We start from the raw sequence: 16444 nt of genomic DNA on the forward strand, positions 1-16444 counted from the left end.
GCGCTTGGGCCGAGACATCTTCCAGGCATCTCCGCCCGCCGATTCGACCCGGCATGGCTTATCTGGGCAGAGCACAGGGCACCGGCGGCGTGGATTGCTGTTGTAATGGCGGCATGTCCAGACACGTCGGTGTCCGATGCCAGCGACATCTGACGGGGTGAAGCGCGCCCTTCCGGGGCGACATAAGAGTGTTCCACAACGACCAGGGCCACGCCTGTGGCGGCCAGTGATCCGTAATAGCCGGCCGTCGCAGGGCTCGGATGGCCCTCCACATCAGCCTGCTCGGTTGCCATAGGTGGCAGGACAATACGGTTTGCGAGGCGGACTCCCGCCACGTCCAGTTCAGAGAAGAGATGCTTCATAGTCATCCTCCTGTATGGGATCCAGAGACTTGTATCATGCTGTCATTCTAGAGTTTGTGCGAACCTTTGCAAGGATGGGACTCATGCTGGATGGTGGCCGCAGGAACACATTGTGGGTATACTGAACTGTACTGAGCTACCGGCATCGTGAATTGAAAGGAGCAAAACCATGGATGAACGACGTGGACAGGCGTATCACCGCAGATTCTCGCCACTCTATACGGACTACTACGAGTATTCCATGACGCAGGGTTACTACCTGTCCGGCAAGGGGCGGGACGAGGCCGTGTTCGACATCTGCTATCGGCAGAATCCCTACGGAGGCGGATACGCTATCGCGGCAGGCCTGCGCGACGCTGTCGAGTACGTGCTCAACATGCGCTTCACGTCGGAGGAACTTGGCTACCTGAGTTTGCTCGGGTACAAGGACGACTTCCTCCAGGTTCTCGAGAAGATGCGGTTTACCGGTGACATCACGGCTGTGCCCGAAGGCGAGGTCATCTTTCCGGGGGAACCCATTATCAGCGTCAAGGGTCCACTCATCGAGACCCAGCTTCTGGAGGGTCTCATCCTCAGTATGGTGAACTTCCAGACGCTCATCGCCACCAAGGCACGTCGTATGGTGTGCGCGGCCAAGGGGAGGAGCATCGTCGACTTCGGTCTCAGACGCGCGCAGGGAGACGGCGGCATGGGCGCCAGCCGGGCGTGCTTCGTGGGCGGTGTCGCTTCGACATCCAACGTCCTTCTGGCGTTCGAAGAAGGCGTGCCCGTGGGCGGGACCATGGCCCACAGCTGGATCCAGAGCTTTGACTCGGAGCTGGAGGCATTCCGCGCCTATGCACAGATGCATCCCGACGACTCCGTCCTGCTCCTCGACACCTATGACACCTTGAGGCAGGGACTGCCCAACGCCGTCATCGTCGGCAAGGAGTTGGAAAAGCAGGGTCACCATCTCCAGGGCGTGCGTCTGGACTCCGGTGATCTCGCGTATCTTAGCAAGAAGGTGCGGGCTGTGCTCGACGAGCATGGACTGGACTACGTCAAGATCTCGGTCAGCAACCAACTCGACGAGTACGTCATCGAATCACTCGTGGACCAGGGCGCCCCCATCGACATGTTTGGTGTCGGGACACGCCTGGTGACTGGCTACAGCGATGGTGCGCTGGACGGCGTCTACAAGATGGTCCAGCTCAAAGGGAGGCCGATCATCAAGATCTCCGAAAACCCGGCCAAGATCAACATCCCGGGAGAGAAGGAACTGTACCGGTACTATGACGCCGGGGACGGTCTCTGGCTGCTCGACGGTCTGTGTCTGGCACGGGGCGACAACGAACCGACCGTCCTGATGCACCCGGACTTCGACTACAAGAAGACCGAGGTGGCAGGACTGAAGCGCGAGAAGATTCGTAAGGAGATCGTCAAGAATGGCGAACTCGTGTACACATTTCCCACCCTTCTCGAGACCAGAACATGGAGTGCCCAGCGGTTCTCCCTGTTGTACGGCGAGCACAAGCGTTTTGCCAACCCGCACGCCTATCACATCGGCGTGAGCCGTGAGCTGTTCGACCTTCGGCGTAGCCTGATCGAGACCCGGTCATCATGAGTCAGGAATCCTTCGGTCCAGAGTCGGCCCTGCTCGTTGTCGACGTCCAGAATGACTTCTGCCCTGGCGGAACTCTGGCCGTGGACGGAGGGGACACCATCATTCCGGTCATCAACGCATGGATGCCACGGTTCGCGACGGTCGTCGCCTCACGCGACTGGCACCCCGCGAACAGCGTCCACTTCACCAACTGGCCTCCTCACTGTATCGCGGGCACATACGGCGCACAATTCAGAGCTGGACTGGACACTGAGCGGTTCCTGCTGGTCCTCGACAAAGGGACGGGCAACGCCGACGACGGCTACAGTGCGTTCGAGGCGACCAGCGAGGACCTTGAGAGCTGGCTGCACGGCCGGGGCATCGAGATGCTGTATGTCTGCGGTCTTGCGACTGACTACTGCGTTCTGCAGACGGTGCTCGACGCACGTCGACTCGGGTTCGGCGTCACCGTCATCGGTGACGCCATTGCCGCCGTAGAGGTCAATCCTGGCGACGGACAGCGTGCTCAGGAAGCGATGGAGGCGGCAGGCGCCCGCTTCGTCCTGTCGGGACAGGATTGATTGTTGTTGCACGATGGCAGTGGGGAACATGTCCCCCGGTGCTTGTTTCGCGAGGAACAAGGAGTGCGTGACGTGCGTCCAACCAGTGCGCGCATGCACCATATTGATGCATGGTTGTACACCGTGGGTGCCGATTGTGTTGAGCTGGTCAATCTCTCTGGAATGAGGTGCATAAAGCCTTGAGCAAGATGTGCTTGTCGAACCGCTCGATCGTTCTTGTCCTTATCGTTGCAATGGTATTGTCCTTGTGCGTCGGTCCCGGCACGGCTCTGGGCACGCCCCTTGGGGTGAACCCTCCCGTCACGTATATCCGTGCGTCTCTCAAGGCTGCAGCTCTGCGCTACAACGTGCCCTCGGTCATCCTGATGGCCATCGCCTACCAGGAATCGGGATGGCGTCAGTTCGACGCAAACGGCAACACGGTCACAGGGTCGGATACGACCTCGCTGGACATAGGTATCATGCAGATCAACAGTTCGGGGCGCACCGACGTCGCCCGTCTCATGACCGACATCGACTACAACATCGATACCGGAGCCAAGATGCTCGATGGCAAGTGGAAGCTGACGCCCGGCATCGGCGACCGCGACCGGAACGTTCTGGAGAACTGGTACTACGCCATCTGGGCCTATAACGGCTTCTCGTCTACCAACAACCCCAACACGCCCGGCGGAAGGCACTTTCAGGACAGCATTCTTGCCCTGATGGCGCGGCAGGTCCTCGGCAGCGACGGGCAGCCACTGTGGCCCCCGGTCGCGGTCACACCGCCCAGCCCTGCCCTTGTTGTCAGCCCGGTCGGATGGATCCCCACGCCACAGCCTGTGCACTATGGCGACCTGTATGGAGGATTCAACCCTGGGAACCCCGTCGGGGTACTGCAGGGTCCGGCCGATCCGGGTGCTCTTGCTGCGGCCGGAGAGATCGGCCAGGTCCGTATCACGTGGTCGCCATCGACAGCAGGCAGCTACACTGTCCTGCGCTATGATATCTACCGCAGTCAAGGTGCGCCGGACATCCAGAAAGCCGAACTCGTGGCCGAGACAAAACCCGATGCGACGCAATTCGTCGACATTGGTCCGCTCCAGCGGACGCCCTATTACTACTGGGTCTTGTGTGAGGACATTCGGGGAGACGTCAGTAATCCGGTGGGGCCTGTTGAGGTACAGCCCATCATCATGACGAGTCCTATCACGAAGATCATCCTTGTTTTCACTCTCGACAAGCCGGCCGTCGTCATGAACGGTGTGACCATCCCCATGGACACCGCGCCCGAGCTCGAGAACGGGCGGACCATCCTTCCTATCCGGTATATTGCCACACCGCTCGGGACACAGGTCCTCTGGGATTCCAAAGAGCAGAAGGTCACGCTCCTCGGCAGCAAGAAGGTCGAACTGTGGATCGGTAAGCCGAAAGCGACGGTTGATGGCATTGACGTGCTCATCGATCCGGCCAACCCGATGGTGGCGCCTCGTATCAGCGGCGGCAGGACCATGCTTCCTCTCCGCTTCATCAGCGAGACCTTCGGCGCGGAGATCGTGTACGATCCACTACCACGTACCGTCACCGTTACCCTGAACAAGACGACCTAGGAGGCGAGGCGCTCGTGGTCAAGCTCAAGGAGCACTTCAATGGCATTTCGCACTTGGTCGGGGGCCTTGCCGCCATCGTCGTTACGGTTCTGCTCGCCAGGGCGGCCGACATTCGCGGAGGCGCCAGGGCGGCCGTCCCCTTCCTCGTCTACGGCCTCAGCATGGTCCTCCTGTACTTTGCGAGTGCCTCGTACCATCTGCTCGATGTCAGTCCCAGAACCCACGTCATGCTGCGCAGGCTCGACCACGTCAGCATCTCCATCCTCATCGCAGGGTCCTACACACCCGTCTGTCTCATCGCGCTGCGGGGCAGCGTGGGCACGTGGCTCTGCTGGGCCGTGTGGGGACTGGCCGGGGCCGTGATCCTGACCGACGTCTTCTGGCTCGACGCTCCCCGGGGCGTCAAGGCCGCACTGTACGTCGCGCTCGGCTGGTTCGCCGTGTGGGCGATGATCCCGCTTCAGCATGCCGTCGGGTGGGGCGGCATCGCCTGGATGCTGGCCGGGGGTCTTGCCTACAGCGTCGGGGCCCTGCTGTACGCGATCAAGAAGCCAAATCCCTGGCCCGGTATCGTGGGTTTCCACGAGATCTGGCACCTGTTCGTGCTGGCCGGCAGTGCATGTCTGGTCGTTCTGGTCTGGTGCTACGTGCTGCCCCTGGTGAAGGTCCTCTGACATGAGCCTGCACTTCGAAGCACTGACGCCGCATCTCTGGACGGCGAAGTGCCGCGGATATGCCATGAACACGGGCATCCTGCACGACGCGGGTCTTGCCGCGCTCATTGACCCGGCACTCCTTCCCGACGAGGTGGAGGACATCGCCGCTTTCTGCGAGGCGCAGCAGCTGAAGGTCGAAACGGTCGTGCTCACCCATCACCACTGGGACCACCTCCTGGGAGCAGCGCGGTTCCCCGGTGCCCACGTCGTGGCTCACCAGGCGTACATCGCTCAGACCGCCCTCGACCTGGAGCACACGCGGCGCTCGATTCGGCGCTATGAGGAGGCGGAAGGCGTTGCGACTGACGTCACGTTCGACCCGCCCATGCCCGATCAGACCGTCGACCATATCATCGGACTCATGGTCGGGGACATCCGTGTCCAGCTGGTTCATACGCCCGGACATGCGCGCGATCACCTGTCGATGTACGACCCCGACGCTGCGTGCCTGTGGGCCGGAGACCTCCTCAGCGACCTCGAGATCCCATTCGTGAGTGACCGGCTCGATGCGTTCGAGCGGACGCTCGGCATGTTCGCCGCGATGGAGATCCACCTCCTGGTTCCCGGTCATGGGAGCTTCACGCGCGACCGTGCCGAAATCACGGGCCGCATCAACGCAGACCGCTCGTACCTGTCCGAGCTGCGCACACGGATCGAAGCAGTCGTCCTCGCGGGCGGTACCGTCCAGGCAGCTGTGGCGGCGTGTGCCGACATGGTCTTCCGCAACCCGGGCGCGAACGCCGAAGCGCACGTCATGAACATCGAACAGGCCTTCCTTGAATGCGGCGGCTCCGCCCCACCAACCCCTCTTCTCGGCTGGCCCCGCGAATTGTGAATCCCTAAGTACCAGGTACAATGATATTCACAATTAATATACCAGTTCATTATGGAGGTATGTGAGATGGGCAGAGCACCGCGCATCGAGTATGAGGGAGCCGTGTATCACGTGACCAACCGGGGCAACGGCCAGGAGATGATCTACCGGGAAGAAGTAGACTGGAAAGCCTTCCTGGGCATTATGAGCGACGTCGTCTCGAAGTTTGGCTGGCGGATCTACACGTATTGCCTGATGGGCAACCACTACCATCTGCTGCTGGAGACCCCTCAACCCAACCTGTCTCTGGGGATGAAGGAACTGGACCTGCAGTACACCATGCGGTACAACTGGAGATATGAGCATTCGGGTCACGTGTTCCAGGACCGCTACTGGTCGGGGCTCGTGCTCAATGACAATTACCTGATCGATGCGGCAAGCTACCTGCTGCTCAATCCTCTACGGGCCCAGCTGGTGCATTCTCCGGAGGAGTGGCGCTGGTCGAGTTGTGCTGCCATGTCCGGGCTTGTCCCGCCGCCCTCATGGCTCGACATGGACTGGTTGCCGGTCGATTTCCGTGGTGCGCCGGGGGACCCGAATGGTCCATTCCTGTCCTATGTCCGTGAGTGCATCGGCAAGCCGCGTCCGGCGAACCTGGACAAGCAGCGTCGCCATATTCACAGAAATGTGAAGACCACTGTACCTGGTACTTAGGGATTCACAATTGAGCATCTTCAAGCTGAAGGCACCATTTGAACCGTCTGGGGACCAGCCGCAGGCCATCGCCAAGCTGATTGCCGGCATCAACGAGGGCGACCGCTTCCAGACGCTGGTCGGCGTCACCGGCTCCGGCAAGACGTTTACGATGGCGAATGTCATCAAGGAGTTCGATCGCCCTGTCCTCATCCTGAGCCACAACAAGACGCTTGCCGCGCAACTGTACAGCGAGTTCAAGGCCTTCTTCCCCGAGAACGCGGTCGAGTATTTCGTCAGCTACTACGACTACTATCAGCCCGAGGCGTATGTCCCTACGATCGACCTGTATATCGCGAAGGACGCCGACATCAACCAGGACATCGCCCGCCTGCGACACTCGACCATCCGTTCGCTCGTTGAGCGCAAGGACGTCATCGTCGTCAGTTCGGTCAGCTGTATCTACGGCTGGGACTCGCCGGAGGAATACCGCGAGGGACTGCTGACCGTGACACAGGGCGCGGCCATGAAGCGCGACGACATCGCCCGGTCGCTCATCGGGCTCCGCTACGAACGCGTCGACGACGTGGGCAAGGGTGGTTCCTTTCGCGTGCGCGGGTCGACGCTGGAGGTCATGCCGAAGGAGACGGAGACCGGCATCCGCATCCGGCTCTCGCTGGACGGCACGGTCGAGAAGATCCAGGAGTTCGACCTGGGCTCGCGCCAGGTCATCAAGGAGNNTCGTTGAACAAGTTCGTGGAGGCCCAGCGCATCGAGGAGCGCACCAAAAATGACGTCGAGATGCTGCGCGAGGCCGGCTACTGCACCGGCATCGAAAACTATAGCCGCTACTTCAGCGGCCGTGCGCCCGGTTCCCAGCCGTACACGCTCCTGAGCTTTCTGCCCAAGGATTTCCTGCTGTTCGTGGACGAGTCGCACATCAGTGTCCCGCAGATCCGCGGGATGTTCAACGGCGACCACCAGCGCAAGCAGACGCTGATCGACTACGGCTTCCGCCTGCCATCGGCGCTCGACAACCGTCCACTCATGTTCGATGAGTTCATGCGGTATGTCCAGCAGGCCATCTTCGTCAGCGCGACGCCGTCGGACTACGAGTACCAGGTCTCGACGCAGGTCGCGCAGCAGCTCCTGCGCCCCACGGGCCTCGTCGATCCGGTCATCGAAGTGCGTCCCAGTAAGGACCAGGTGCCCAACCTGATCGGCGAGATACGACAGCGTGTCGAGAAGCAGGAGCGCGTGCTCGTCACGACGCTGACGAAGAAGAGTTCGGAGCTGCTGGCGGACTATCTCCAGCAGGAAGGCATCAAGGCGCAGTATCTGCACAGCGACCTGGATGCGCTCGCACGCGTTCACATCCTGCGACAGCTGCGCTCGGGCGACATCGACGTCCTGGTTGGCATCAACCTGCTGCGCGAAGGTCTGGACTTGCCGGAGGTCTCCCTGGTCGCCATTTTGGACGCCGACAAGGAGGGGTTTCTGCGCAGCGAGACGTCCCTCCTGCAGACCATGGGCAGGGCTGCTCGCAACGTGTCCGGCACCATCATCATGTACGCCGACGAGATCACCGGCTCGATGAGCCGCGCCATGGCGGAGTCGCGCCGGCGCCGGGAGTATCAGCTGAACTATAACGAGGAGCATGGCATCACGCCCCAGACTATCCATAAGGCCATCTCGGAGCTTATCGACCTGCCGTGGCGCAAACCGGACGAGGTCGAGAAGCTGGGCAAGGAGATGCTGGCGAAGATGTCGCCTACCGAGGTGCAAGCCCTGGTCATCGAACTCAACGAAGAGATGCTGGCGCACGCCGAGTCGCTGGAGTTCGAGGAAGCCGCCACGCTGCGCGACAAGATCGCCCAACTGCGCGCACTACTCACCGGCGAGAAGCCTCCCAAGCTGCAGGCGCCGGGGCTCATGCCCCACATGGGCAGGCACAGGGGCCGCTGATTGCGTTGTTCGTGGTACTCACGTCTCGCGAGGGCTCGGTATCTCCTTCCTGCACGCTTGACAGCGTCATGGCGGGTGGTAGCATGGGGCGACTGCAGGAACAAACCAGCACAACGCAGCGACACGGAGGTTGCAGGGCGTATGAGTGAGTGCACACCTGACCGGGAGAAGACGGTATCATGAGAACCTGCGCGAGATGTGGAATAGTATTGCTCGTCGCTTTCGTCCTCATCGTGGGCTGCCCAGGCGGCGTGCGTGCACAGCCCACAGTGACCATCGCTCCTATGGATGCCCGCATCCAGAGCTTGCTGGACGCGCACATTCTCGTGGGTACCCCTGATAGTGACCTTCATCTCGACCGTCAGGTGACCGGCGGCGAGTTCGTGGTCCTTCTGGAACGTGTTCTGCAGCGGCCACAGCTGACGTTACAGCGCCTTGAGATCCCCTCTGTAGGCAACGAGGCGAACGGTTGGATGCGCGCGTATGTGTGGACGACAGGCGCGTGGAATCATGTGCTGGATGTGCGCAAACAGATCCGGCACGTCTGGTTTGGGCTGCGCACCAAGCGGACAGAGGGCTCTCCGTGGGGCATCCAGCGCGATAGCTGGATGTTCATCTCCTTGCGCGACGCTTACCTCGACGACGGATTGATCGACCTTTCGTTTCAGCCCAAGCAGTGGATGAATGGGAGTGAGGGCATCAACATGCTCCTGACGGCGGCCGGTTTCGGTGGCGAGGTCACTGCCATAAAGACCCAGATGAATGACCCCGTCGGTGATAACGCCCTGCGTATCGTCTGCAGGCAGCATGGGTTCGACCAGGTCATGGACTACGTCGGCAAACCGATAACACGTGGAGATGCCGCCTTGCTGGTCTGGCGACTCCTGGCCGAACGGACCGGCTCAGGCTGACGAAGGTCCGTTCCCGTGGTGGGTTCTCTGTAGTATTGCAGTCGACTAGTCGGTCTGTGCGGGGATCGTCGCCGGGCAGACAGAGCTGGGGTACTGCATTGTTGGATGGTGACGGAAGGACAAGATGAAGACGGCGAGGTAGATGCCATAGATGGCGGCCGTCAGGACCATAGGCAGAGCAAACCCCGTCTTCTGGATGAGCCAGCCCCCCAGCGCTGTCGAAATGGCCCAGGACCCGGTCCATGCCATCATAAAGATGTTGTGCGCCACGGAACGCTTGTCCGGTGGCACCAGCTCCAGACAGAACTTGTCCGTGACCGGCGTCGAACACATCATGAGACCTGCGCGCATCCAGAATGCCAGGGCGGCGATGATGATATTGTGCGTGAACGCCATGATGACCAGGAATACGAGCGAGCCCCCGACGGTGACCCCGATCGTGCGTATGATGCCTGCTCGGCGGACGAGCCATGGAGCCAGCAGGACACCGACCGTGAGGACGACGTTGCTCATGGCGAACAGGTTGCCGACGGCCACCGTGCTCGCATGAAAGCGGTCAGCGAAATAGAGGTTGAGGTACGGGATGCTGAGCCCGGCGCCAAACCCGATGATGACGTTGACGACCGCATACCGGACGGCGAAGCGCTTCCATGAGGACGTGACTTCTGGCTCGCTCTGGACGGAACGTGAGGCGTCCACTGTCTGCCTACCATTGTCATGCTGATATTCCCGCAGGCGCATGAAGACGGCGGTGCTTGCGGGGATGAATATTGCTCCCACGACCAGGGTCAGGCGGAGCCCGGTGACGGGCGATGCTCCGAAACGGGCGAACAGGCGCGGCAGGAGTCCTCCGACGACCGACGCGACGACCGACGCGGCGGTCGTCGCGGTGAACGCAAGACTGAAGGCGACCTGCCGGTCCCCGGGGTCGGTACTGCGCATCATCTCCGGATTGTAGGCGGCTCCATAGAGCATATTGCTGGCTGAAATGCCGATTTGCAGAACGACGAGCAGCGCGGGCACCAGGACGTTGGCCTGGAGGGCGCCCAACACGGCGATGAGCGTGCACGAGAGGACGAGCGACATTCTGCTGCCGAGGCGTGTTACCAGGAGTCCTGCCGGAATGGCAAGGGCAAGTGACCCGATCGTCCCGAGGGAGTTCAGACGGCCAAGGAAGGCCTCACCCAATCCACCCTGCTTAAGATACAGGTTGAAGAAGGTCATGAAGATACCGTTCCCCAGTCCCAGCAGGGCTGCGCCGACAAGCAGCAGCTGCATGTTGGTGCCAAGGTGGCAGATGGTGGTCCAGTAGCGTCTCAATTCGTGTTGCATCGTCTGTCCGGCCTGTTACGAGATCGCTGACGCCACGAACATGAGGACACCGCCCACGAGGACGGCTGGACCTATGTGTTCGCCGATGAACAGGACAGCCAGCAGGCTGGCGAAGACGGGTTCCAGTGAGTAGATGACGCTGGCCTGCGCGACCGTCATGTCGTGCTGGAAGCGGTTCTGCAGCAGGAGCGTGATGGCAGTCGTGAAGACGGCGAGGTACAGCAGAGAGGGCCATGACACAGCGTTCACGACGAGTGTCTGCTTCGTCGCCAGGGCGTAGACGAGGGCACACATGGCGACGGTCAGCAACTGGAAGAACGTGCTGGCGTAGAAGGATTCCCTGTCCGAAAACAGGTGGATCATGAACACCTGCATGCCGAAGGCCAGGGCGCACAGCAGCGTCAGGAAGTCCCCCATACCCATGCCGCCGATGCGCAGCGTGAACCCGAAGGAGATGATCCAGAGACCGTTCACCGCCAGGAGAAGTGCCAGCGCAACCTTCCATGAGCGCTTCTCGCGCAGAAAGAGGAACGACAGGACCGGCGCGACGACGACGGCCAGGCCCGTGATGAAGGCGTTCTTGCTTGCCGTCGTCATCGTGAGTCCCGTGACCTGCAGCATGAACCCAAGGTATTCCGGGATGCCGATGGCCAGCCCTTTCAGCAGATTGTGCCAACTGAATGCGATCCTGCGCCGGAAGAGCATGTACACGACTGCCGAGGCGATGGCAAAGCGGACAAGGACCAGAAGCGCGGGCGAAATGCTGCTCAGGCTCTCCTTCATGACGGCGAACGTCGTCGACCAGAGCACGACGGCCAGTAGCAGGAGCAGCTCGGACCTCCACGTGGACCTCACGGGGCGTGGGGCCATCAGGCGTTCTCGAGGACTGGTCGGCGCAGGAGCAGGACGCAGGCTGCCCCAATGCTCGTCAGGACGCCCGCCATGATGAAGCTTGCGAGGTAGCTGCCGGTCGCGTCACGCACGATGCCGCCGATCGCAGGGCCAAAGAGGACGCCGATGTTCAGCATGCCGGCCAGGACGCCATATCCAAGGCCGCTCTCCCTGCCATGCATGAGATGGGGAGCCAGAGCGAAGACGCCCATCGGAGCAAGCGCGAAGGTGAAACTGATACCGAGGAACAGAGGCAGGACGCTGCCGGAGACAACGCCCAGCAGGATCACACACACGGCGAACATGAGACAGGCTAGCGCTGCCCCTCGGGCCTGCCAGCGCCTGCGGTCCAGGACGTGGCCCATGAACGTCGACGCGATGATGGGGAAGAGCATGAGGATGCCGGCCATGGTGCCTGCCGTTTGCGGAGACATGCCCCGGCCGACCAGGAGGTCGTTGCAAAATGTCAGGAGGATCATCGTTCCTGCTTCCCAGAACATCCAGACCAGGCCGAGCATCCAGACCTGGGGATTCAGGCGCCGCAGACCCGCGATCAGCGAGACAGGAGTCTCATCGTGCCGGGGTATCGGGTCCTGGTAGAACAGGAAGCATGCGACCGCCACGACGCAGGTGAAGACCAGGCACGCCCAGACCGGCGCCTGCCATCCCCGTGCGGCGGCAAGGCGCGAGAAACCCAGCTGGCTGACCAGAATGCCGGTTGGGACCGCCGTATTCATGGTGCCCATGGCGGCGCCGAGATACCTGGTGCCCGCGAAATTCTCGCTGACGATCTGCGCGCCGAGGATCGAGAGCGTTGCAGCTCCAATGCCCATGGTGAGGCGTGCCATCAACAGATTCGCGTACGAGGTTGACAGTGCGAACCAGGCCTCGGCGGCGATGAGACAAACGAGGCCCAGGAGTCCGACGGTCCGACCGCCCCAACGGTCCGCAAGATAGCCGACCAGTGGCGAGACGATGATGCCAAACAGCGCCAGCGACGACATCAGCGCTCCCGCCTGTCCCGCGGTCATGCCAAGAGACGTCTTCATGACCGGGATGACAGGAGGGAGGAACTGGAGCGAGAGCGCGAAGGCGACGGTCAGGGCGTAGCCGGCGGCCAGGTACCACAGTTTTCTGTTCATGGAACTCCTTTTCGGCAATTGTGAATCCCATAGTACCAAGTACTATGGGATTCACAATTCAGGTTGTCAGGGTTTCTGCAGCGTCACGAAGCGGACAGCATTTCTGAATTCGTGTACGCCGCCGCCTTCGCGGACGACCTCGGCCAGTTCCTCCGGGTCCCGGGCGACACAGCCCGACAGAGCATCGACGCCATAGTCGAACATGAGCACCGAGAGGGGAGTCGAAGGGCCGATGAGCATGACCCAGGCGTTGCAGGCGAGTTCCAGGAGGCGTGGCAGGGTCTTGTTGCTGAGCGCAGAGCCGGTGATCGCGACGACGTCCAGATGCGGGAGGAGATACTCCTCGGCCTGCTGGGGCAGATCGCCTTCCTGTGGTCGCTGTTCGAAGACGGTCAGACTGTCAGAGGCGGAACGGATCTCGTCGGTCCACGGGAAGTGTCCGATGAGGCCGACCTTCTTGCCGGCCACTTTCTTGAGCAGCAGGTCGCGCCCGTTGGCCTCCTCGGCACCCGCAAAGCGGGAGGTGAGGTTGCACGCGGCGCAGATGGCTGCCATACCGATCGCCGCCTCTCGCGGATTCCAGGACACCGAGAGCTCGGCCAGTTCCACGAGCGGTTTGCCCCGCAGGTGAAAGGACGTGCTGTGTCCGCCCGTGGCCATCGGCCGCAGAGACATGGACAGCCCCGTGGCGTGTTCCGTCTGTACCAGGGACCAGATCTGGCCGGCGATGACGTCCTGGACAGGCTCGTCGTCACACTGTGCGATCAGGTCGCGGTACAGGGCATCATATTCGGGTGGCGTCGTGCGGCGTCGCATGGTTAGTTCTCCAGGGACGGCAGATCTTCGAGATCGACCTCGACGTCGCCGGTCTTGCTCTTGAAGTTGAGGTGTTTGCGGTTGAGCCAGGTGAAGCCCTTGTCATAGGTGATGACAGCCATGTCGATGGGTCCGCCCACGCCGGTGATGTCGCCAGGGTCCATGAGCACGCCGTCACTGAAGCGCTGGATAGCGGTCGTGGTCTCGATGGCGAGCTGGCAGAAGTCGATGGCGTCCTGCAGGGTCATGGTGCCCCACTGGATGCTGTATTCCACTCCGCGCAGCTGCTGCTGCACGGCCGGCTCGCCGATCTTCGCTGCCGCTTCGCGGACGAGCGGGATGCCCTGAAGACGCGGGTCGAACCCCAGGACGATGCGCGTGACGACGTCTGTCTGCCCGATCCAGCCTGCGCCGAATTCCTTGCCCTGCTTGCGGCTGTCGCGCGCCTGGTCGGTGGCGCCGGGGACATAGACCATGTANNCGCTTCCTGGACCTGACCCTGCTGGTTCTTGAAGTGGAATACGACGCGGGTCGGTTCTTCCTTGAGGTCCAGCAGCTCCAGGCCTTGGCGGGCCATATCCGCCTTGATGCCGGCGGGCATAGCCTTGAGCTGGTCGCGGTAGGGGACGCGGGCGTCGAAGTACTGTGCGAGTTCTTTAGCGACCTCGCCGACGGACAGCTTGTCGACGGGAATCGTCTGGCGGAAGTCGTCAATGAACCCGCTGACGTTCTTCATCACACCCTGCTGAGGCATAAACGCAAGGCCTGCGATGACCAGTCCCATGCGCGAGCCGATGCGGAACACCTTGGAGGCCGAGTCTGAGCCGACACGGGCCATTCCCTTCTGGTTGCGGTACGTCTGACGGCTGTCTGCCGCGAGCACGATTCCTTCGGGAATCGTAACATTAATGCCGAGTGACATGCGTCACCTCCCATGCGATGGTATCCCTTACAGCATGAGCAGGTTTGACCCAAACGCAACCCTCTTTGGGATTCTTTGGGATGCGCTGCTCATTCCGCCCGAGTATGTTTTTCCAATACCCCTGAACATGTTTTCTCAATGCGAGGGGTGTACTGAGGGGTGCATCTCCCTGGGTGGTACAGGTGGCGTTCTCCTACGGTGTGCCGGGGATGATGATCATGCCACCAGGACCCATCATGTCGTCCATGCCGAGCACGGGGCGGATGCCGACCGCATAGATCGTGGTTTTCTGGTGCCGCCCGACGACCCGGACGATCGTCCCCACGGGGATGTCCGAACCGGAGGGGAAATAGGTCTCCTCAGTGACGATAACCAGCCACCGCTCGCCGGTAAGGCTGTCGACGACCCACCGCTGGGTCGTGCGCGAGACGACGACGCCGATCACGGCACCGCCCATCATCCCGCCGAAGGGGTTCCCTCCACGTCGAAACAGCTCCTGTCCCGGCCCAGCGCGGAAGGTGAATCGCGTGAGGTTCGTTGCGTAGGCGCAACCGGCGCCGGCCACGACCGCAACGATAAGCGCAGCGACCAGCCACCACCTCGCAACACGGTACAGGCGGGCGGTGCGTCGCAGGACGACGAACGAGAGGATACCGAGGACGACGACGAGGACCAGGAGTTGCCATGGGAAGTCGAAGAAGGCAGGATGCGCCCACCGCGGACCAAGCCGCAGGTCGTCGAGCGTGCCATTCTGGACGAGGATGTACACGCTGCCGGCCAGTCCGAGCGCCGTCAGGGCGAACAGGATCGTAACTGCCGAATGCTTCAGGGCCCGCACGAGGCGGAACCGCCAGCCCGGCGTGGGTTCGAGGTGCTGCTCCTCGATCTGCTCGAGAATCTTCTGCTTCATGTTATCGTCCATCGTCATCCTCTCTTAATTGTGAAGACCATAGTACCAGGTACAATGGCCTTCACAATGCGGACCGTTGTGCCGGATTTGCATCCAGCAGTTTCCGCAGTTTGTTTTTGGCCCGGCTCACGCTGGGTCCCACCGAGTTGACCGCGACCATCAGAATATCTGCTATCTCGCTGTAACTCTTGCCTTCGACCACCGACAGCAGCAGGATATCTCTACTGCGCTGGTCCAACTGGTTGAGACCCTTTGCCACGAAATCTTCCAGCTCCCGGTGCAGTGCCTCGGCTGGGACGTCCGTATCGCCGGTCAGGATCTCGACCATTTCGCCGTCCAGCTCCAGCTCGGTAGGTACAGTCCCATGCCGCTTGCGGGCCATGTTCACTGCCGTATTGTGGACGATGCGGTACATCCATGCGCTGAAGGTCAGGCGTGGATCGAATCCGGCAAGGCTGCGGTACGCCTGCAGAAACGCCTGCTGGACCACATCTTCCGCTTCCTGTCGCCCAATGAGACGGGCCGCGTATGACGACAACGGTCGCTCATACCGCTCGACCAGCATTCCAAAGGCGTCCGTATCCGTGAGCGCCTGTCGAACCAGCTGCTCGTCCGTCGGCTCCTGAGCGCGCATCTCCATACATGTATGATACCAAGGAATGTCCGGTTCCGTACACGCAACATTGCGGAGAGGCGGCAGGCATGCCCCCGTACGACCCTCCGACTGCTCAGCGACGCCATACGACCGCGTTGCGACAACATGCCACACGTTCACAATTGTCTCGTTGCAGATTCCGGTGATCCGGATAGGATTGAGGTACACCCCTGGAGGGGTGGGGTACCAACCGACGTTGAACATGCTGCCACTCGTGGCGGCGACCGGGAGGAACAGATGAAGACAAAAGACCTTGGGATCACTGGGATGACCTGTGCGGCGTGTGCAATAGCCGTAGAGCGCTCCGTGAAGAAGCTGGACGGCGTTGCCTCGGCCGCGGTCAATCCTGCCACCGAGAAGCTGACCGTCGAATATGACGAGACCCGCGTCGACGACGAGGCACTCAAGGCCTCCATTGAGAAGGCCGGGTATGGCGTCGCTCAGCCGTCCGCTGCCAAGACCGTCGTGATCCCGGTACGTGGCATGACATGTGCAGCCTGTTCCGCGGCCATCGAACGCGCACTCCGCAAGCTCGCGGGCGTCACCAGCGCCTCGGTCAACCT

Annotated in this window: 16 protein-coding genes and 1 pseudogene; 9 read left to right on the top strand and 8 right to left on the bottom strand. The window is 61.6% G+C overall.

Features of this window, described 5'->3' with window-relative positions:
- Positions 1 to 362 (bottom strand): oxidoreductase (locus SMC5_RS02445; RefSeq protein ID WP_455423445.1); only part of this gene is annotated, 362 nt, incomplete at its 3' end.
- Between the two features lie 169 nt (positions 363 to 531).
- Here SMC5_RS02445 and SMC5_RS02450 point away from each other — a divergent pair.
- From SMC5_RS02450 to SMC5_RS02485, 8 genes and pseudogenes are all read left to right on the top strand, one after another.
- Positions 532 to 1965 carry a nicotinate phosphoribosyltransferase gene (locus tag SMC5_RS02450; protein ID WP_119119443.1) on the top strand — a complete coding sequence of 478 codons (1434 nt, stop codon included), beginning with the start codon at positions 532 to 534 and terminating at the stop codon, positions 1963 to 1965.
- Positions 1962 to 2525 carry a nicotinamidase gene (locus SMC5_RS02455; RefSeq protein ID WP_119119444.1) on the top strand — a complete coding sequence of 188 codons (564 nt, stop codon included), beginning with the start codon at positions 1962 to 1964 and terminating at the stop codon, positions 2523 to 2525. Before SMC5_RS02450 ends, SMC5_RS02455 begins: the two co-directional genes overlap by 4 nt.
- Positions 2526 to 2713: 188 nt before the next feature.
- Positions 2714 to 4114: a stalk domain-containing protein gene (locus SMC5_RS02460; protein ID WP_119119445.1), complete on the top strand. Its 1401-nt coding sequence runs from the start codon at positions 2714 to 2716 to the stop codon at positions 4112 to 4114.
- A 14-nt stretch (positions 4115 to 4128) separates the two neighbouring features.
- A complete protein-coding gene (gene trhA / locus SMC5_RS02465) occupies positions 4129 to 4788 on the top strand; it encodes a PAQR family membrane homeostasis protein TrhA (protein WP_119119446.1) in 660 nt (219 codons plus the stop codon).
- A 1-nt stretch (position 4789) separates the two neighbouring features.
- A complete protein-coding gene (locus SMC5_RS02470) occupies positions 4790 to 5665 on the top strand; it encodes an MBL fold metallo-hydrolase (RefSeq protein WP_119119447.1) in 876 nt (291 codons plus the stop codon).
- A 66-nt stretch (positions 5666 to 5731) separates the two neighbouring features.
- The gene (locus SMC5_RS02475) at positions 5732 to 6358 is read left to right on the top strand and encodes a transposase (protein WP_165848934.1); all 627 of its coding nucleotides are present in this window, start codon (positions 5732 to 5734) and stop codon (positions 6356 to 6358) included.
- 10 nt (positions 6359 to 6368) lie between these two features.
- A pseudogene (locus SMC5_RS11590) lies at positions 6369 to 8302 on the top strand (excinuclease ABC subunit UvrB).
- Positions 8303 to 8481: 179 nt separating this feature from the next.
- Positions 8482 to 9213 (top strand): hypothetical protein, encoded by a 732-nt coding sequence (locus SMC5_RS02485; RefSeq protein ID WP_126854915.1) that lies wholly within the window; start codon positions 8482 to 8484, stop codon positions 9211 to 9213.
- 45 nt (positions 9214 to 9258) lie between these two features.
- Here the strand turns inward: SMC5_RS02485 and SMC5_RS02490 are convergent, their stop codons facing one another.
- The 7 genes from SMC5_RS02490 to SMC5_RS02520 all read right to left on the bottom strand — a co-directional run bounded on the left by SMC5_RS02490 (position 9259) and on the right by SMC5_RS02520 (position 16085).
- Complete coding sequence (locus SMC5_RS02490; RefSeq protein ID WP_119119450.1) at positions 9259 to 10545, bottom strand: MFS transporter; 1287 nt, start codon at positions 10543 to 10545, stop codon at positions 9259 to 9261.
- A gap of 15 nt (positions 10546 to 10560) precedes the next feature.
- Entirely contained in the window at positions 10561 to 11415 is an 855-nt protein-coding gene (locus tag SMC5_RS02495) for a DMT family transporter (RefSeq protein WP_119119451.1), read from the bottom strand.
- Positions 11415 to 12578 carry an MFS transporter gene (locus SMC5_RS02500; RefSeq protein WP_119119452.1) on the bottom strand — a complete coding sequence of 388 codons (1164 nt, stop codon included), beginning with the start codon at positions 12576 to 12578 and terminating at the stop codon, positions 11415 to 11417. Before SMC5_RS02500 ends, SMC5_RS02495 begins: the two co-directional genes overlap by 1 nt.
- 66 nt (positions 12579 to 12644) lie before the next feature.
- Positions 12645 to 13394 (bottom strand): DUF364 domain-containing protein, encoded by a 750-nt coding sequence (locus SMC5_RS02505; RefSeq protein WP_119119453.1) that lies wholly within the window; start codon positions 13392 to 13394, stop codon positions 12645 to 12647.
- Between the two features lie 2 nt (positions 13395 to 13396).
- On the bottom strand, positions 13397 to 13642 hold the full coding sequence (locus SMC5_RS10970; protein WP_207798993.1) for a hypothetical protein: 246 nt from the start codon (positions 13640 to 13642) through the stop codon (positions 13397 to 13399).
- A gap of 867 nt (positions 13643 to 14509) precedes the next feature.
- On the bottom strand, positions 14510 to 15226 hold the full coding sequence (locus SMC5_RS02515; RefSeq protein ID WP_126854916.1) for a hypothetical protein: 717 nt from the start codon (positions 15224 to 15226) through the stop codon (positions 14510 to 14512).
- A 61-nt stretch (positions 15227 to 15287) separates the two neighbouring features.
- A complete protein-coding gene (locus SMC5_RS02520) occupies positions 15288 to 16085 on the bottom strand; it encodes an RNA polymerase sigma factor (protein ID WP_119119455.1) in 798 nt (265 codons plus the stop codon).
- Positions 16086 to 16118: 33 nt separating this feature from the next.
- Between SMC5_RS02520 and SMC5_RS02525 the strand changes: the two genes are divergently transcribed.
- A partial coding sequence (locus SMC5_RS02525) for a heavy-metal-associated domain-containing protein (RefSeq protein ID WP_165848935.1) occupies positions 16119 to 16444 on the top strand: 326 nt, incomplete at its 3' end.

The organism is Candidatus Cryosericum odellii, assembly GCF_003570935.1.
GTDB classification, from domain to species: domain Bacteria; phylum Caldisericota; class Caldisericia; order Cryosericales; family Cryosericaceae; genus Cryosericum; species Cryosericum odellii.